Consider the following 18,211-nt stretch of genomic DNA (forward strand, 5'->3'; position numbering starts at 1 on the left):
TAAAATAACTCACTGGCTATATAGGGCGTATGTATTTCTGCTAGTACACTTTCCTTCCTTTTTTATTTTGCTCTTGTTATCGACGGGGGCTTTAATACCCACCTTCTTTTATTTTCATTTGTTTTTTAAGGCGCTGGAATTTTTCAGGTGTAATTTCTTTCGGGAGGAATTTGATTCGTTCTGATGGAATTTGGTAACAGCATGGGCACAGCACTACTTTTCCACCCAGTTTAGCGTGGTTGATGAGCAGTTTTTTTAAAATTGGCAGGTAGATTTGCGGAGCATCCGGAAGACTGATTTCCGGCACAAGAGGAGAAATATCCTCTGTACTGCTGTTTGGGACAGATGGGCATTAGTTGCGGTTGTACGCTCAGCTTGTTCGTATTGTATGTTGTTATGTTTCCGTAGGGGATACCTTGAACAACTGGAAGCGCTACCGCTGTGTCCTGAAAAAGAATAATAGTCTGAATCCCAGCTTGTTGGCGTTTGTTTGCTAGAGTCACGATACGTACTGCTTGTCGAAGGTTATCCCTATTGTGAATGACAAATGTCATGTTTTGATACATGGGGTTTTCCGGTGAATAGAATTTAGCCGGAAGCGGTGTTGAGGCACATGCTGTAGTTGTGATTGTAAGAAGAGTTAGGGTACATATTGCACCTAATATTTTTTGGAATATCCCCATTTGTTTTCATTGTTTATTCGAATCTTGGACGTAGCTTGTCACCTGCGTGAATGCTGTAGGTTAATTCTTCTGGGGCCATGTAGGCTCCATCCGGTAGTTCGCTTTTCCTTATATTGAATTTAGCCATGCAGTGAGGGCAGATAGCAATCGCACCTTTATACCTAGTTGATGTTGCGAGCGTTGTCCGTATCAGTGTTACTCCTGAACCTTCCAGGAGCACCGTGGTGTCAACTCCTCTGTCGTAGAGCTTGCGTGCAAGAGAAAAAGTTGTTTCGACTTTATCTGGGGCTGCTGTGTTGAGGATAAGTGTGACTTGCTGTGGTTCAGTCTGCTCAACATAGATTGTGTCGGAATTTTTCCGTGTTTCATATTGTACGGCAGTAATGGAGAGAATGAGTAGCAGGGCTACGAATGCTCCCCAGATAAGGGTGGTTTGGCGCATAGTTCCCCCTTAATGTGTGTCCGGAAGTGTATAGGTTCCCAACATTGTACTATTGAACGAGGACGTCTCAATGATAGAGGTATGATAGGGGGGCAGAGAATATGACCATTTTTTCGATAGGATAATAGAAAAAGCCCTGTACTTGAGGAGTGTGTACAGGGCTCTTCCTTTTGGGGGAGAAAGGGTACCTATTACCCTTTATATTCATATTACCTTAGGAGAGGTAATTAAGAACGAGTATGCAATGCGTCACGCGAGGTGAAGGACTCGTTGTCACGAGTGTGACGGAATTGCGAAGTGTATAAACGGAATGTGTGAAGGTTAGTTACTACTGGGCAGGAGCCTGCATTGGTGCTTGCATTGGCATGTTGCCGCAAGGACCATGTCCGCGCATCATACCTTGTCCCATACCTTTTCCACGCATCATGCCTTTACCCATACCTTTTCCACCATATCCACAGCCGTTGTTAGGACCGTATCCTGGACAGCCGTAGCCCATGTTGCCACGATGAGGATTGGCGAGTGGTTCAATTCCGACTTCCTTTTTAACAGTAGCTGCAAATGTGGCGCGCTGTGCACGCATTTCGGCACGGAGTTTATTCATTTCAGTAGCTAAAGCTGCCACTTTTTTTGCATCAACGTTTTCGTTATTCATAAGAGCATTTAGCTCTACTTTTTTTGCCCACATGGCATCACGGAGTGGAGTAGTGTTCTGAATGAAGTCATCATGGAGGCTCATGTATTTTTGCTGTTGAGCTTCGCTGAGATCCGTCCAGTTTGGACCTGCTGCCAACGCTACGGTAGCGACAGCCATGACACATGCTGTTGCAATTAATAATCTGAATGCTTTAAACCGCATAATGAACTCCTATGTTCAATAATCAAGTAATGGTTCGCGTTTTGCTAGTTCTACTAGAGCAACGCGTGTGCCAAACTTGTTTGCATGATTTGTAATTCATTAAAAAACAAATGGTTAAATAGAGAAAGTTATTTTGGCGAAAGATGAGCCGAAATGCAGGTGTAAAAAAAACATACAGAATGCTTTGTGCTGGTTGTTCATTTTTTTTACACTGATAAAAAAGAATACACAGGGCTGATATGAAAGAGACCATTCTTCGTAAGAAAAAAATATTGCGATCTCAATTTGCTACCTCGCTATGGTTGCTTATCGGGGGAATAGTTATCCTCGGTACTGTGATCACCTTTATGACTATACGGGGGATTGAGCAGGAAAATCGCCAGTTGGAAACATTCTATGAAGAGAAAGGTGCCTCCATCATTACAGCTCTGGAGGCCGGAACCAGAACAGATTTTCGCCACAACATGAGAGCGCTCAGGCTCCAGACGTTGCTTGAAGAAATGGCCAGCCAGTCTGGAATACTTTTTTTGATGGTAACAGATGCTAACGGCAAGATCATTGCTCATAGTAATCCAGATACTGTTGGTTCCCGTGCATTTACTGCACAGCAGTTGGCTGAATTACGCCCGGGAAGGCAGGTCTCATGGCGAATTATGGAGCAAGGTAACGAAAAGGCCTTTGTTGTTTATAGAGAGTTCAGGCCATTTGCGCCTGTTGGGGGCAGGCCCAAGATGATGTCTCATATGAAAATGATGGGGCGTAGGATGGGGCATAAAATGAGAGCGCAGGAACAAGGATGTACAAAAGAAGAGCATTCGTTCAGGTGTAAGCTTGTTCCGAAAAGCGGTCCTGTTCCGGTTATTTATATTGGACTGGATGAGAAGACCTTCGCAACTGCACAGCAGGTGAATAGAGAACACGCTGTTGTGAATGCAGTGTTCATTTTGCTTATTGGTCTTGCTGGGTTCCTTGCTCTCACATGGGCGCAGAAAGCGCGCCAGTCTCGTAGACGTATGCAGAGCTCTGAAGCCTTGGCAAACGAGGTTATGTTTAATCTGCCTGATGGATTACTGGTAACAGACGACAATGGTCGTATAGCCTTATTGAATGACGTTGCTCTGGAACAGCTGAATATTACTGACGCTAATGTTGTCGGAAAAAGCCCATCGGAAGTGTTGCCGGAATGTGTGGCCCGTCTTGTGGAACTGACCGGCGGTGAGGCGCTTTCAGAGGTTGAAGTTGAGTGTCTTGGTAAGCGTGGTGAAATTATCCCGATCGGTGTGAGCGGGTCTGCTGTTACGTTGGATGACGGTACTTCCATCGGATATGTGTATCTTTTACGAGATCTTCGCGAAGTGCGTCGCCTTGAAGCAGAAGTTCGTCGTAAAGAAAAGCTTGCTGCAGTGGGATCTCTTGCAGCGGGCGTTGCACATGAAATCCGTAACCCGCTAAGTTCAATTAAGGGGTATGCAACATACTTCGGTAGCCGTTTTGAAGAAGGGTCAGAGGATCGGGAAGCAGCTAACATTATGGTGCACGAGGTAGAACGCCTTAATCGTGTAATTACAGACCTCATAAGTCTTTCGCGACCATCAGATTTGCGGCGTGCTGAAACGGATTTGAATGTTCTTGCAAAACATTGCTTTGGGTTAATTAAACAAGATGCAGCAGCACATGACGTTGTTTTAGATATAAGTATTGATGACACCTTGCCTAAGCTCTTTGTTGATCCGGACAGATTGTCACAGGCAATTTTGAATATTTGTTTGAACAGTCTTGAAGCTATGCCGCAAGGCGGTATTCTTACTATGAATCTTGCCCATACGGACAATCTGGTTACGTTGGCTATTTCTGATACCGGTAAGGGCATCAGCAAAGAAGATGCAGTCCGTATTTTTGAACCGTATTATACAACGAAAAGTCAGGGCACAGGGCTGGGACTGGCCATTGTTCTTAAGATTATTGAAGCACATGGCGGCACTATTCGTGTGAAATCACAGGAAGGTGCTGGTGCTCAGTTTATTATCGAAATTCCAGTATCGCCGGTAGGAGAGAACGCATAATGAGCGCGCAAATATTGGTAGTTGATGATGATTTGGCGCATCGCTCCATGCTTAAGACAATCATTAAGGGCTGGGGCTACGATGTAGCGGAAGCTGATGATGGGGATGTCGCAGTGAGTATGGTTCGTAACCAGTCGTACGACTCAATTTTGATGGATATCAGGATGGTAAATATGGATGGTATTACCGCTCTTGAGTTGATCAAGGAATACAATCCATCCATTCCTATTCTTATTATGACTGCCTTTTCGTCTGTAGATACTGCGGTGAAAGCATTGAAAATTGGTGCGTACGATTACCTTACTAAGCCGTTGGACTTTGATGTTCTTAAACTCACTCTTGAGCGCATGCTGGATCATACTCGTCTTGTTTCGGAAAATGAGGAGTTGAGAAGCATTCTTGAGCCTAACACCATGGGCATGGTGGGTAATAGCGAAGTAATAAAAGAGCTTCGCAAGATTATAGCAACTATAGCCCCTTCAGATGCTTCCGTGCTTATTACAGGTGAATCTGGTACGGGGAAGGAACTTGTAGCAAACGCAATTCATAATGCTAGTAGTCGAGCAGATGAGGCATTTGTTGCAATCAATTGTGCTGCTTTAAGTGAGAATCTGTTGGAATCAGAGCTGTTTGGTCATGAACGTGGTGCTTTTACCGGTGCTGATAAACGGCGTGAAGGACGTTTTGTACAGGCTGACGGCGGTACTTTGTTCCTTGATGAAGTCGGTGAAATACCTGTCTCCTTGCAGCCGAAGTTGCTGCGTGCATTGCAGCAGGGAGAAGTTCAGCGTGTAGGCAGTGATACTGTCGAAAAGGTTGATGTGCGGGTTATTGCTGCAACGAACCGTGATTTACCCGAAGAAGTTGAGAACGGTAATTTTAGGGAAGACCTGTATTACCGACTTAATGTTATTGCGCTTCGCGTTCCGGCATTACGGGAGCGTCCCAGTGACATTCCGTTATTGGCTGAATTTTTTGTTAAGAAATATTCAAATAAGAATCGCAAAACCATTAAGGGACTTGCTCCTCAGGCAATGGATACCCTTATTCGTTATGCGTGGCCGGGGAACGTTCGTGAACTGGAAAACGTTATTGAACGCGCTGTAATTATGACAATGGGCGAGTATATTTCGACCCGCGAACTGCCTCTATCATTATCTGCAAAGGAAAATGAAGCACCAGTACAGCCAGCGCAACATACTGTATTAACAGGTATGTCTCTTGATGAGTTAGAGCGAAAAGCTATTTTGGCGACGTTGGAAGAGTGTGAGTATAACAAAAGTAAGACGGCAAGAAGATTAGGAATTACGCGGGCTACGCTGCATAATAAGCTAAAACGTTATGGATTTGAGTAGCATTTTATTGATTATACTAGTATATACGACCAATCGTTATCTCATTTATACTATGTAATCCTTCTTATCGCCCTAGTTATATGCACTTGAACGCCCTTACTGCCACATTTTGGGGTGTACAGTACATACGCTAAGAAGGAGAGCACAAAAAGTGGAGGCAGAATGGAACCGTTAAGCTTAACGACGTTACTAGTCTGTTTTGGTGGAGGAATTCTGGGCGGCACTCTTGGCGGGCTGCTGTCTTTCGTGCTTTGTGGTCTGTTTGTTTTTTCAGGCTGTTTAATCGCTTTAGCTGGCGGCGGCGACTTTATGTTCTCCGTTGTTGGTTTTGGTCCTATCTTCGGCCCACACGTTGGTGGCTTCGCAGCTGGCGTTGCTGCTGCTAACTATGCACAGGGCATTCGCAAGAACCATCCTACAGGTGGAGCTAAGGATATTCTTGCATCTCTCATGCCTACTTCTTGGGACGTATTGTTCGTTGGTGGCGTATTCGCAGTATTTGGCCATCTTTGTAACTACTGGTTCAGCACTTTCATGACTGGCCAGGATACTATCGCCCTGACTGTTCTTACCAGCGCTTTCGTATCTCGCGCGTTATTCCTTCGTCAGAGCCCATTTGGTAACTCTGAATCTATTAAAAAATTCGGCCTGCTCGGCACTGATGACAATAACTTGTCATGGGTACCTTGGATGTTGCCGTTCTCCCGCATGATCATGTTTGCTATCGGCATTGGTTTCGCATCCGGTGGTGCTGCGATGGCAATTGGTGAATATGCTCAGGCACAGGGCATCGCTTCTGGTGTAACCGTTACTGCTCAGGTTGTAATTGGCTGGGCTGTTGCTGCTGTTTCTCTTATTTCATTGCAGCTTGGTAATGACAGCATTCAGCGTGTACCTGTATGGCATTGTCAGGCGATTCTTGCCGGTATCGCTTGGGTTAACTTTGGTAACATTGGTATTTGTGTAGTAGCTGCAGTTGCTGGTGCACTTCTTCAGGAACTTGGCGCACGCCTCTTCTGGAACCATGGCGACTCTCACGTTGACCCTCCAGCATTCGGTATTGCTGTAGGTACCTGTATTCTCAATCTTCTTGCGTAAATAATGATGAACTGTACTCGACAGAGTACAGTTCATTTTTCGTATAGTGGAAGAGAACATGTATTAACGAGTGGCAGAGTTAATTTTAAGCGGCTTGTCCTTTATGGGATAAGTCGCTTTTTTTGTTTATTAAGTGAGTAGTTGTGATATCTTTAAGTGGATAAAGGTAGTGTGTGAAGTTGAGATGGTTGTTTTTAAGCTAGTTTGGTGTGCCGATGGAAATAGTACAGAATTGTGTATCGCGAAGAAGCCGTAACAGAAAAAACGTCAGTTCAAACGAGGAACTGACTTTTTTTCTTTTTTGAGAATTGCATGAAGCCGGATGTGGTGCAAAAACAGGTTTGGGTCGCTAATCGCAGTTAAGAGGATATCTTCTTGTGGGGGAGGCATTATGCTAACTCTTTTATCTCGAAAAACTTATTTGCGAGTATTGCGCTTGAAGCCCAATCGGGAAGACTTTTCTTTAGACCTGCTGTTTCGAGGTGCAGTGGCAAGTTTCACAATATTTCGCCCAGCGCCTTTGGCTTTGTAGAGGGCTCTGTCAGCCTGTTTTACTACTTCCATAGGAGACTGTGCCCCGTCTGTGCGTTCTGCTACGCCGATAGAGATTGTGACGTTTACAGAGCCCTTGCGTGCATTGCGTTTTTTAGGAGCACGTTTACCGCTACGGATATGGAAGTCTGTTTTTGCTATGCGTTCGCGCAACTCATCGAGATGTGACTGGACGTCAGTGGCAATTCCCTTAGGAAAGATGATGGTGAACTCTTCGCCACCGTACCGGTATGCTTTGCCGCCACCGGAAACTCTGGATAGATGCCCTGCAACCATACGAAGAACATCGTCACCGATGTCGTGCCCATAGGTGTCGTTGAATTTTTTAAAGTGGTCGATGTCCACCATTGCTAGCGCGTATTTTCTTCCGAGTTTTTTGAAATCTGCGTTTAAAGCTCTTCGTGAAGGTAGATCTGTAAGTTCATCGACGTACGCCATGAAATAGGAATCTTGGAAGAGAGAAAGGGTGATGATGAGTGCTGCTGCTGAAAAAAACAGGGCGCTTGCGTGGGGTATAGCCACATAGTGATAAGCCGCAATAACAGCGAGGCAGCTTGTAATAAGCGTAACGTACATGCTGTCTCTTCTTCCTTTGTTAAGCACCATAAAAAGAAGCAAAAGAAAAAGGACGGTGCCAGTAATGATGATCACGCTTTGTGGGAGAAACGTCCAATTGCTTGCCCATGTGGGAAGAATTTGTATGCGGTCGAGAGACAATGCAGCGTCCTGAAGCCAAGCGATAGCACCGCTATGTTGGGGAGGGGCGAGCATGGTGGCAACAGCTGCGGCCTGGGCAGTGATAAAGGCAGCGGAAAGAGCGCCCCAGAGGGTTAGTACACCCCTGTCTTCACAGTAGGCGAAGATAACAAGGTTTATTGGCAGTAACAGTGCAGAAAGATCATACGCTAAACGTAGGCGCATACCGGTGCTGCTCATGCCGGGTAAATAAAGGGTAATAAACCAGCAGCAAAGTGCGATGAGTAGTAAAAGAAAAACCGCTCTGCTTCGTTTAAACTGCCATGCCATAGCGCTGCCGCTAGCGGCGAAAACAAACGGTAAAGCAGGCATAATTGGGAAAACAGAGTCCGGGATAACGTGCTGATTCATTAAGATAAAAAACGTTCCCCCAAGGATGGTAATAGGCAGGAACAAAGAGAGTACTAAATTGGTAAGTGCTCTCATATTAACCTCGTAACCTTTGATATCATCTTTAATTCCAACCCTCTCTAATGCACGTCATAGCGTGAAGTGTCGTGCGGAGCAACCCTGTGTGTTGTCTTGCTCAGTTAAGGCCAACAGGGTATCAGTTGAGTCACAAATTTTACTCACAGAATACGTTGCTCAATGCTTTCTGCTTAAAAATATTTTTTGTGCAGGAAAATGTGCAGTTATGATGTGCCAGAAGTATTCCGGTCTTTCATAGTTCTGCCCCCCTAACTCTTTTATCGGCGTATTGAGGCGTTTTCTAAACCCCATAGAGAGTATTTAATGGAACGTCATATTCGTTTTTCTGATGAAGATTCAGCCTTAGTGTTGCTCGATCAGCGTTACCTGCCAACACGTGAGGACGATTACTACTGTCGCACTGTCGAAAATATTATCTATGCGCTGCAGACAATGGTTGTTCGTGGTGCACCTGCAATTGGTGTTACCGCTGCGTACGGCTGTTGGATTGCTGCAAAAGAAGTAGCAAGCAGCGAGAATTGGAAAGAAGAACTCAAAGTAAAGCTTGAAGAAATTGCAGAAGCACGACCTACTGCGGTTAACCTGCGCTGGGGTGTGGAACGTATGAAAGCTCTGTGGGAATCTTCCCAGCTGGAAACTATTGAAGCGCTCATGGGTATATGGCTTAAAGAAGCAAAAATTATCCATAAAGAAGATATTGAAATCTGCAAACTTATTGGCGTGCACGGCGCAACTGTTATTGAAGACGGCGATACCATTATGACTCATTGCAACGCCGGTGCTCTTGCAACAGCAGGTTACGGTACAGCGCTTGGTGTTGTTCGTGGTGCTATTGACGCAGGTAAAAAAGATATTTCCGTTATCGCAAACGAAACCCGTCCATTCCTTCAGGGCGCTCGCCTCACAGCCTACGAACTGAAAGAAGACAATATTCCTGTTTCAGTAGCATGTGATAATGCCTGCGGTCTTCTCATGCGTCGCGGTATGGTCGACAAGGTTGTAGTAGGTGCAGACCGCGTTGCAGCAAACGGTGATGCCGTAAACAAAATTGGTACCTACTCCGTTGCATTGCTTGCAAAAGCACACAATGTTCCTTTTTACGTAGCAGCGCCTTTGTCCACTATCGACAGAAACATGCCTGATGGTGATTCAACCCCGATTGAAGATCGTACTCCATTGGAAGTAACACACGTAGGCGATACTCAGATTACTCCTGATGATGTACCTGTTTTTAACTTTGCTTTTGACCCAACTCCAAACGAGCTTATCGCTGGTATCGTAACCGAAGTAGGCGTGCTGCGTCCTCCGTTTGCTGAGTCTATTAAAAAGGCCTTTGAGGAGCAGGGCAAGTAGGGGCTTTTTTTCCTCTAGTGGCAATAAAAGAAAAGGCTGTCCCTCATACGAAGGACAGCCTTTTTTTAGGCACAGTTATCTAGTGCTAGTAGGATTCGTCAGAATCGAGCACTTCGTCGTCTACTACGTGCAGGAACAGTTTTACAGCCCACAGCTGGTATAGAAGGACGAGCGGGATAATTACAGCCACTACGCCGAGCATAATCTGCAGGGTAAGAGTACTGGATGCACCGTTGAAGATTGTCACAGAAGCTGCTGGATCAAGGTTGGAAGGTAGTAGTTTCGGGAACATACCTACGATGCCGCCCATGATTATAAAGAAGATAGAAATGGCGTTGCTGATCCATGCAAGGTGATGACGACCACCGGCAAGAAATACACGAACCATAAACAGCGCTGTTACGCCGATTGCAGGGATAAAGAGCAGCACACCACTTTTCTGGTAGTTTTTGAACAGGTCAGTGTGCATAACTGTAGCTGCTATGAAGGCAATCGCCAGAGCAACAGTAAACGGCCACAATCTCTTTGCGTAGAGAATAGCGCGATTGTGAATTTCGCCTTCAGATTTCATGGAAAGCCACATGGCACCGTGCATTGCAAAGTTGATCACAAAGAACAGACCACCGATGATGCCATAGATGTTCAGCAGCTTAATGATGCTGCCGTGGTATACGCCGTCAGTATCAAAAGGAATGCCCTGGAAGATGTTGGCAAAAGCTACACCGAACAGCAGAGCCGGAACGAAGTTGCCGAGGAACTGGAATACGTCCCACATCTTACGCCAACCATCGGAATCTACTTTGTTGCGGAACTCAAAGCTTGCTGCACGCATGATGAGTGCAAACAGGATAATGAGAAGTGGTGCGTAAAGTGCGCTGAACATAATAGCGTAAGCTTTAGGGAATGCTGCGAAGGTGATACCACCTGCTGCAATCAACCATACTTCGTTACCATCCCAGAACGGTGCCACTGTATTGTACAAAACGCGCTTTTCGCGTTCGTTTTTCGCAAAGAAAGGGAACAGTGTGCCAAGCCCAAGATCAAAGCCGTCTAACACAAAGTAGACGCTCCACAGGACTCCCCATAATAAAAACCAGATAAGTTCAAGAGTCATACAAAAAACCTCTCTATTGATTGCTTAGGATTTGTCCTGTCAGTCTATTTAGGGCCTTTCATTGCGTATTTCCTGAGCAGGTAGATATCGAGCAGGCCAAGGAAGGTGTAAATCAGGGTAAAGGCGACAATAGACCAGACAACCATGGAGGCTTCGATTGGAGAAGCCGCATCTGAGGTTCGAAGCATATTATATACAATCCAAGGCTGGCGACCTACTTCAGTTACTGTCCATCCAAACATGATGCAGATGTATGGAAGCGGAATAAGCCAAGGGAGTGCTTTGAGAACAACAGTCTTTGTTTCAATTTTTTTACGCCACATAAAGAGGGCGATAGCAAAGATAGGGAAGAAGGTGCCTAAACCTACCATGATTCGGAAACTAATGAATGTAGGCAGTACCGGTGGACGATCTTCTTCTGGAATATCATTCAGACCGATAACTTCAGCATTAGGATCGTTGTATGCAAGGATAGATAATGCACTTGGAATTGGCAGAGCTTGAATGGCATTACCGTTATTTTCTGCGTTAGGCCATGTAAGAAGGTACATAGGAACATTGTTTCCGGTTTCCCAGTGGGATTCCATGGCTGCAAGTTTAGCAGGCTGATACTTGGCTGCAATTTGTCCCTGATGGTGACCGGCTGCTGCTGTTGCTAAGGAGAAAATAAGGAAGAAGATGGACGCAATTTTAAAAGAGCTTTTAAATAGTTCTACTTCATTTTTGCGTACAAGATGCCATGCGGAGATACCAAGAACGAACATGCCGCCAACCATCCATGAAGAGGATACTGTATGCGCAAATTCGCCAAGTCCATATGGGTTAAATATGACTGCGAAGAAATCGTTAAGCTGTGGCTTACCTTCAACCATTTTGTAGCCTACAGGATTTTGCATGAACGCGTTTGCCATGATGATCCAGTAAGCAGACATGTTGGAAGCAAGAGCTACAAGCCAGATACACATACAGTGAACTTTTTTGGAGACTTTTTTCCAACCGAAGTACCATACCGCAATAAAGGTAGATTCAAGGAAGAAAGAGGTGCTCGCTTCAATTGCAAGCAAGGAGCCGAAAATGTCACCTACGTATTCAGAGTAGCGTGACCAGTTTGTGCCGAACTGGAATTCGAGCGTAATACCTGTAACAACACCAAGGGTGAAGTTGATGATGAACAGTTTTCCCCAGAACTTTACCATGCGCTTGTACATCTCATTACCAGTGCGCACATACATGGTTTCCATGATGGCAAGCAGTACAGACAGACCAAGCGTTAATGGTACGAAAATAAAATGAAAGAATACAGTTACTGCAAACTGAATTCTGGACAGCATTACTACGTCCATACATTAACCCCCTTCGGCTAGCGTCCTGTCAGAGCAGGCAGCGGACGCCCAGGTTTCAAAAGAAAGTTGAATATTTTTAACAGAACACACATATGTCCTGTCAGTCACTCGTTAATAGTAATCAATACTAAAAAAGTCTTTTTTGCAACTACTAATTTGTTTTTCTGCCAATAAATAGAATTTGTTAGTCATCTTTTTTACACTTTTTAATTAAATTATCTAACAAAAAAAAGAAGATACACTTATTTTTATACTTTTGTGTAAAATATAAGTAATAATTTTAGGGAAACTCTCATACCTGCCTGCAAGAGGTTATATTGGGGGATGATAATGCTGTGCTTGTCTGGATGCGTGGCTTTGTCTAGAATGGTATGTTTATCTTATGATATTAATGTATAATAAATATTGTTGGGTAAGAAAAACAGAAAAGCCCTACCTGAGGGAAAGGACAGGAAGGGCTTTTCATTTTGCGTCAGTGAAGTTGTTGTTTCTGTAACGTTCCCGTCTATGCTCGGGCGTTACATGATCCTGTGTTTGCTAGGGGGTGGGAGTAAAAAGCTCTGCTGTCGCTAGTGCTTGCACTCAGGGGGATGGACAGTAAGAACTGGGGTATTGGCGTATTTTACAACACGGTTTGCAACAGAGCCGAAGAGGACGCGCTCAACGCCTTTACGGCAATGTTTTCCCATAATAACCATATCGTATTCATCAGTATCGGTCATTTCCAGAATCAGATCCTGTGGCTGACCGCGACGTAACTTGATGGATACATCCATGTCTTGGAAATGTTTTTCGGCGATTTTTTCAAGCTCTGCGATAGCGCGCTCTTTAGATTCTAATTTGAGTTTTTCTACAATATCATCTGTCAGATATGCATCGTAGAAGCGGTCCAGAGGCGGTCTAGCGTACAGCAGGGTGATTTTTGCACCTAGTTTTCCTGCTAAAACTTTTGCATATTCAACAAAAAAATCATTATCTTCCATGACATCAACAGGAACAAGAATATTATTGATAGTACGCATGGTGACCTCCAAGGATGTTTAATAATCGGGAATGCTGGTTACATTGTGGACAATGGTACTCGTCGTTATTTTTGTTTGTTTGAATTAAAAATGCTGTGCTGGATTCAAGCAAACGTTGCTTAGATATTATTCACTGTCGTTAATAGTAATTAATACTAAGAAGGGGTTGAATGCAACCAAAATTAGTCAACAGATGAAATTTTTTATATTTATTTGAGAATAGAACAATTCCCCTACTAGCGCTGGTTTTTGTTAATAGGGGAATTGTTATTTTATAGCAGAAGGTTACATGTCTGGGCGTACTGTCAGTACAGGAATGTCAGACTGTTTTACAACGCTGTTGGCAACAGAGCCGAACATAATTCGATCAACGCCTTTGCGGCTATGAGTGCCAATAATAATCAGATCAAAGTCGCCTTCTCTGGCTACTCCTAGAACAACATCCTGCGGATGACCGTTAGCTAGTCGTCGTTCAACATCCAGACCTTCAAAGTGTTTTTCAACAAATTCTTTGAGTTCGCGGATGGCACCTTGTTCAGATTCTTCGTGGAATTTTGCAATGGTATCTTGTGGGAGATAAAGCCCGAAGTACTGGCTTAGAGGCGGCGTGGCATAGACTACTGTCATTTTAGCATTCAGTTTTTCCGCAAAAAGTCTTGCATATGCCGCGATAAATGAACTGTCTTCCATGAGGTCAACAGCGACAAGGATGTGTTTGATTGTTCGCATACCTTCCTCCGGCGCGTAAAATGTCCATAATGATCTGTATAAAGAAGTTTGGTTCATTCTAGCATAGGAAGCGTTGGTGTATAGTCTTTTAATGGCCTTATGGAAGATTTATATGCTTCTGCATGAAAGAATAACAGATTGAACAGAGTTCATGAGGTTGGCGGTCTAGACTGCCTGTAGCGTCAGCCACGTAAGGGCTGCATAACGGGAAAATTTCCCAACTAGTACAAGAAGGAAAAAGAAAGAGAATCGGACGCGAGCAATCCCCCCCACAAGGCAGAGCGGATCTCCGATTACAGGTAACCAGGAAAGAAGAAGTGACCATTGCCCCCATTTGGAATAAAAATGGTGGGCTTTTTTTTGTGATGTCTCATCGATTCGTAAAACTCGTTCAATGAGGTAGGTACCACCCCATATACCAATGAAATAGGTTGTGCACGCGCCAAGAGTGTTGCCTGCTGTTGCTATCAGCACTGAGGAGGATGGGTCAAAGGAGCCAGCTACCATAGCAATAAGCAACCACTCGGAGCCGAGAGGAAGTATTGTTGCAGCAAGGAAGCTGAGAAAGAAAAGAGCAGGGTATCCCAGCTCTGGTGAGAAAAAATCAAGCATTGGATAAGCACTGTTTCAAAAAGAATGCTCATCGTCAAATAAGAGATAATTATGAACAAGATGAGTGCTGAAATAAACGGCAATAAAACCAAGAGAGGCTCTGTAATCATGACGATTACAGAGCCTCTGCAAGGAAATATTCGTGGAACATTCAGGCTATCTGACAACTCCCCGCCATTAAAGCGCAATCACAGCGGGGTGTCAGATAGAAAAAGGAAGTTTAGGTAAACTGGTACCGGAGGTGAAATGAGTGTTGGCAGTTACTCACAATTTCACTGTGTTAGAGGATACCACATGTGCTTTTTTGAAAAGCTAATTTTAATATAGCAACTGTGGTGCCAACTTTATAAAAACGATGTTTTTTTTTATAAAATACACAATATCAAGTGTTTGCGGAAAACTAGATATAATAGTGTCCCTTTAGTTGTGTTGCAAAAACGCATCCCTAGCAAAAGCTTGTTTTTGTATCGTGTTGCAAAAACGCAGCGTGGCGTTAGAGTCCTTTAATATCAACAGTTAAGGAGTATATTCTCGAAAAAGAATTTCCAAGCGAGTGTGTTATTTTTGCAACATTTCCAAAAAAGTAAACTATTCCAGCTGGGAAGAGTGTGTTAAATGATTGGAACTTCAGCCCCTTGTGGGGCGGGTCTTAACATTGCACACTCAGCTGTTCTACCATCTACCTTAATAGTAATTGGAGATTCAAATTGTATGTGGGTAATGAAATCTCCTTTGTAGTGTACTGGCATATTTGCCAGCCACTCCCAATGAATAAATTCTTCATTGGAATTAGTGATCATTACGTAGTTGATACCTAACGTTGTGATGCAGTGAAAGAAGTGTGAGCCTTGCGACGGCTCAACCCGCAGGTTTTCCGTAAATGTTTCAATAATCGCAGAAACGCTAGAGATATCATTCCATGTTACCGGAATTCCAAGGAAGCGGTCAGATGTCCCCCAACGTCCGGGTCCTACGAGGATGTACTTGCGTTCTTCGCGGAGCATCTGTTTGTTGCGCTCTTGTATTTCTTGTTTGATAGCCATGGTTTTTGTCACATCAAAGTCATCTGGATGAATAAAGATAATGTCGCAGACATCCTGACTTTCAGCATTCCCCAGCGCATGTTTGGAATAACAGAACGCAGCTGCACGTTCCCGCTTGGTGATGGTTACGGTAGATAAAGCAGAAAGAGAGCTCATCGGGCGCAGTTGCAGTAAGGCAAGCTCAGCGTTTGAGCCGTCCATATCCATGTTAACGCAGAATTCCAGTTCGACAGGGCCACCCATTGCTTCCTCAGCTAATGCAAGCAGATCATTCAGGAGAGCAGGAAGCGGGAACAGGCCGTGTTTAAGAACTTGCGCAAAAAGCAGAACCTTGGAGCCGCCAGGGAAAGATGCTGTATCCCGTATAACTCCTTCCTGCGGAAGGTAACTGCTTGCAAGAAAAGAAATAGGACCTGTTGGTTCGGCATTGTGGATTCGTCGTTGTATCAGTGCCCCATGTTGTTCTTTTGCCTTTGGTGCAAGGTTAGGATCTCCCATGTATAGGCTGTAGAATGTGCTCTGAGAATTTTTGAGAAGCTCCTGCAGATTGGCAGCTTGCGGTTGAACATGAGGGCATTTCGGGCAGAATCGGAGTACCTGTCCGCCATCCATAACGGTTTTCCCAAGTCCCATAGCTATAGATGCGATACCGTCGTCTGTTTTCATTCTTCCAAACGGATAGAAGTTTTTTGACTGAGCAACGCCGGAAATTGCCGGATAGAAATATTCATCGTAATGTCTTCCGATAATTTCCTGAATAATAACACCCATTTTTTCTTCATCAGTGCGCAGTTTAACTCTTCGTGAGAAAGACTTTGGAGACTGGAAAAAGGTTGAGGCGTAAACTTTTTTTATTGCTGCTGCCAGCTCGGCGTAACGAACTTCAATGTCAGGGTTTGTGTTTGTGAGCATGACCGTTGAGTACAGTCCTGCGTATGCCTGATACTGGGCATCTTCAAGTAAACTTGAGGAGCGAATGGCCAATGGCTTTTTGACTTTTTCTAAATAGATACGCAGCTTGCTTTTCAACCATTCAGGTAATTTTGCTTTAAGACAGATTTCTACCACTTCATCATCTTTAAAGTCTTCGTCTGCCAAGTAGCCTAGGTCATTTAACCGCAGGAAACTGTCAAAGCCTTCTGTGGCAATGCTGAGTACCTTTGGCGTGATGATATCGATGTTATGGTACTTTTTACTTAATCCGTTGCTTTTCTCTATAAGGCGAAACATGAAGGCAAGGCTACGGGCTTTGCCGCCGATGGAGCCTTCACCTATTTTTAAAAAATCTGTTTGTGGGTCAAAGTCGTTTTCTTTGAAGCTGACAACAATCCCGCGTTGCCGCTGATGTAGCCTGTTGTGGAGCTGTTCGATGACAAAGGCGCGCATTGCTTCCACACTGTTGTCAAAGTCTTCAGGTGTAAGTGGACGCATGAGACAGGCAAGCTCTGTTTCCGTTCTGGCAAAGAACCAGCGGGAAAAGTCATTATTCAGGCAGTGGGCAAGAAAGACATCGTCAGGCACCTGATTCAACTTTTCTTTCAATTGATACATCGTGTGCGCACGGTCTATTTCAACTCCAGCCTTATTGCGGAATACGAAATCGCCAAAACCTAGATGCTCACTGACAAATCTATGCAATTCTGCAAGTAGAAGCGGTGAGTTTTTATCAATAAATTCACAGGGAATTTCTTTTGCGTACCATTTGTTAACAGATTCACTGCTTGCGAGCAGCAGTGGTATGTCTTTACTCTCTTTTTTGATCTCAGAAAGTAACGCGACGCCGGCAGAAGGGTCTATTTTGCCGTTTCGGGGGTAGCGGACGTCAGAGATTACGCCAAGCACGTATTGTTCGTACTGTCGAAAGTATTCCATTGCTTCTTCATACGTTTCCGCAACTAGAATCTTTGGTCGTGCGCGCATAACCAGTAGACGATGTTCCTGATTAAGCCCCTCTTGAATGACGGCCTGTGCTTGCTGTACGAGTGCTCGGTATAGAATAGGAAGAAATGATGAAATGTAGCTTGGTGAGTCTTCCACAAGAATAATATTCCGGATACCGGCTTCTCGAGTGTCTGCGTCAATATTAATTTTATCTTCAGTCAGTTTAACAATTGCCAGCAGAAGCTCCGCATCACCTGTCCATAAGAAGCAGTGATCAAGGTTCTTTCGTTTGAGTTGTGAGCTGTCCACTTCCCTGTGCGTAAGAACAACCACAGGCAGATCCGGCACAAATTGATCAATACGTTGTTTCAGGTCTATTAATTCCCGTTCGGCAAGGCCTGACATAAGAATGACCATATCTGCGGGGCGCTTTTCCAGAGCTGAAGGAATGTCTTCCGGTGAGGATATCCACGTAAGGCGTGGCGGTGAGCTCAAGTTCAGGCCGCGGTACTCATTGGCAAGGCGTTCAGAAAGATTGCAGTCTTCTTCCATAACCCATGCATCATATGGAGATGAAACAAGAATAATATGTTTCACTTTCTCGCGCATAAGGTCGTGATATACTTGAAATTTGTTTTCAGCCGTAATTCGGTGACAGAATTCAGAATGTACCATAGTGCCCCGCTCGTTTGTGTGTGAATTGGGGATGTTCTGCTGTGAATAACCACCATGAAACAGCGCTGTTACGGGAATTTGATTGATGCTCTATTAATAAAGAGTAGTGCCGCTTGATTGTATTATGCTGCCTCGAAAAAAGGTGGCTCTTATGTAATCTGTAGCATCAGTAGACTGTTAGAGCAATGAATCACAACAGTTT

The 18,211-nt window shown here is 44.4% G+C and carries 14 protein-coding genes; 4 read left to right on the forward strand and 10 right to left on the reverse strand.

All coding sequences use genetic code 11. The features are described from left to right. Nucleotides 1–91: 91 nt before the first annotated feature. The 3 genes from BUR09_RS04755 to BUR09_RS04765 form a co-directional block, all read right to left on the reverse strand. Nucleotides 92–307 carry a hypothetical protein gene (locus tag BUR09_RS04755; protein ID WP_074215821.1) on the reverse strand — a complete coding sequence of 72 codons (216 nt, stop codon included), beginning with the start codon at nt 305–307 and terminating at the stop codon, nt 92–94. 389 nt (nt 308–696) lie between these two features. Next, nucleotides 697–1,125 carry a vWA domain-containing protein gene (locus BUR09_RS04760; RefSeq protein ID WP_074215822.1) on the reverse strand — a complete coding sequence of 143 codons (429 nt, stop codon included), beginning with the start codon at nt 1,123–1,125 and terminating at the stop codon, nt 697–699. Nucleotides 1,126–1,453: 328 nt separating this feature from the next. Next, complete coding sequence (locus BUR09_RS04765; protein WP_074215823.1) at nt 1,454–1,984, reverse strand: Spy/CpxP family protein refolding chaperone; 531 nt, start codon at nt 1,982–1,984, stop codon at nt 1,454–1,456. 239 nt (nt 1,985–2,223) lie between these two features. Between BUR09_RS04765 and BUR09_RS04770 the strand changes: the two genes are divergently transcribed. The 3 genes from BUR09_RS04770 to BUR09_RS04780 all read left to right on the forward strand — a co-directional run bounded on the left by BUR09_RS04770 (nt 2,224) and on the right by BUR09_RS04780 (nt 6,500). Next, a complete protein-coding gene (locus tag BUR09_RS04770; RefSeq protein WP_084539340.1) occupies nt 2,224–4,047 on the forward strand; it encodes an ATP-binding protein in 1,824 nt (607 codons plus the stop codon). Next, the gene (locus BUR09_RS04775; protein WP_074215824.1) at nt 4,047–5,402 is read left to right on the forward strand and encodes a sigma-54-dependent transcriptional regulator; all 1,356 of its coding nucleotides are present in this window, start codon (nt 4,047–4,049) and stop codon (nt 5,400–5,402) included. Before BUR09_RS04770 ends, BUR09_RS04775 begins: the two co-directional genes overlap by 1 nt. Before the next feature lie 162 nt (nt 5,403–5,564). Next, entirely contained in the window at nt 5,565–6,500 is a 936-nt protein-coding gene (locus tag BUR09_RS04780; protein ID WP_074215825.1) for a hypothetical protein, read from the forward strand. A gap of 417 nt (nt 6,501–6,917) precedes the next feature. Here the strand turns inward: BUR09_RS04780 and BUR09_RS04785 are convergent, their stop codons facing one another. Beyond that, complete coding sequence (locus BUR09_RS04785) at nt 6,918–8,234, reverse strand: GGDEF domain-containing protein (RefSeq protein ID WP_074215826.1); 1,317 nt, start codon at nt 8,232–8,234, stop codon at nt 6,918–6,920. A 306-nt stretch (nt 8,235–8,540) separates the two neighbouring features. On the opposite strand from BUR09_RS04785, the gene mtnA reads away from it, so the two are divergent. Beyond that, entirely contained in the window at nt 8,541–9,590 is a 1,050-nt protein-coding gene (gene mtnA, locus BUR09_RS04790) for an S-methyl-5-thioribose-1-phosphate isomerase (RefSeq protein ID WP_074215827.1), read from the forward strand. A gap of 85 nt (nt 9,591–9,675) precedes the next feature. Here the strand turns inward: mtnA and cydB are convergent, their stop codons facing one another. From cydB to BUR09_RS04820, 6 genes are all read right to left on the reverse strand, one after another. Beyond that, on the reverse strand, nt 9,676–10,704 hold the full coding sequence (cydB, locus tag BUR09_RS04795) for a cytochrome d ubiquinol oxidase subunit II (RefSeq protein WP_074215828.1): 1,029 nt from the start codon (nt 10,702–10,704) through the stop codon (nt 9,676–9,678). A gap of 44 nt (nt 10,705–10,748) precedes the next feature. Further along, nucleotides 10,749–12,047, reverse strand: a complete 1,299-nt coding sequence (locus BUR09_RS04800) for a cytochrome ubiquinol oxidase subunit I (RefSeq protein WP_074215829.1) — start codon at nt 12,045–12,047, stop codon at nt 10,749–10,751. Nucleotides 12,048–12,616: 569 nt separating this feature from the next. Continuing rightward, on the reverse strand, nt 12,617–13,069 hold the full coding sequence (locus BUR09_RS04805; protein WP_074215830.1) for a universal stress protein: 453 nt from the start codon (nt 13,067–13,069) through the stop codon (nt 12,617–12,619). 285 nt (nt 13,070–13,354) lie between these two features. Next, nucleotides 13,355–13,798 carry a universal stress protein gene (locus BUR09_RS04810; RefSeq protein ID WP_074215831.1) on the reverse strand — a complete coding sequence of 148 codons (444 nt, stop codon included), beginning with the start codon at nt 13,796–13,798 and terminating at the stop codon, nt 13,355–13,357. A 165-nt stretch (nt 13,799–13,963) separates the two neighbouring features. Then, entirely contained in the window at nt 13,964–14,410 is a 447-nt protein-coding gene (locus BUR09_RS04815; RefSeq protein WP_074215832.1) for a YqaA family protein, read from the reverse strand. Between the two features lie 611 nt (nt 14,411–15,021). Then, on the reverse strand, nt 15,022–18,009 hold the full coding sequence (locus BUR09_RS04820) for a PEP/pyruvate-binding domain-containing protein (protein WP_074215833.1): 2,988 nt from the start codon (nt 18,007–18,009) through the stop codon (nt 15,022–15,024). Nucleotides 18,010–18,211 lie beyond the last annotated feature (202 nt).

The organism is Halodesulfovibrio marinisediminis DSM 17456 (assembly GCF_900129975.1).
In the GTDB taxonomy this organism is placed as follows: domain Bacteria; phylum Desulfobacterota; class Desulfovibrionia; order Desulfovibrionales; family Desulfovibrionaceae; genus Halodesulfovibrio; species Halodesulfovibrio marinisediminis.

Coding starts and splice junctions, on each gene's coding strand:
- BUR09_RS04765 (WP_074215823.1), bottom strand. CDS start 1,984: ATGCGGTTTAAAGCATTCAGATTATTAATTGCAACAGCATGTGTCATG.
- BUR09_RS04785 (WP_074215826.1), bottom strand. CDS start 8,234: ATGAGAGCACTTACCAATTTAGTACTCTCTTTGTTCCTGCCTATTACC.
- cydB (WP_074215828.1), bottom strand. CDS start 10,704: ATGACTCTTGAACTTATCTGGTTTTTATTATGGGGAGTCCTGTGGAGC.
- BUR09_RS04760 (WP_074215822.1), bottom strand. CDS start 1,125: ATGCGCCAAACCACCCTTATCTGGGGAGCATTCGTAGCCCTGCTACTC.
- BUR09_RS04815 (WP_074215832.1), bottom strand. CDS start 14,410: ATGCTTGATTTTTTCTCACCAGAGCTGGGATACCCTGCTCTTTTCTTT.
- BUR09_RS04800 (WP_074215829.1), bottom strand. CDS start 12,047: ATGGACGTAGTAATGCTGTCCAGAATTCAGTTTGCAGTAACTGTATTC.
- BUR09_RS04805 (WP_074215830.1), bottom strand. CDS start 13,069: ATGCGTACTATCAATAATATTCTTGTTCCTGTTGATGTCATGGAAGAT.
- mtnA (WP_074215827.1), top strand. CDS start 8,541: ATGGAACGTCATATTCGTTTTTCTGATGAAGATTCAGCCTTAGTGTTG.
- BUR09_RS04820 (WP_074215833.1), bottom strand. CDS start 18,009: ATGGTACATTCTGAATTCTGTCACCGAATTACGGCTGAAAACAAATTT.
- BUR09_RS04770 (WP_084539340.1), top strand. CDS start 2,224: ATGAAAGAGACCATTCTTCGTAAGAAAAAAATATTGCGATCTCAATTT.
- BUR09_RS04810 (WP_074215831.1), bottom strand. CDS start 13,798: ATGCGAACAATCAAACACATCCTTGTCGCTGTTGACCTCATGGAAGAC.
- BUR09_RS04780 (WP_074215825.1), top strand. CDS start 5,565: ATGGAACCGTTAAGCTTAACGACGTTACTAGTCTGTTTTGGTGGAGGA.
- BUR09_RS04775 (WP_074215824.1), top strand. CDS start 4,047: ATGAGCGCGCAAATATTGGTAGTTGATGATGATTTGGCGCATCGCTCC.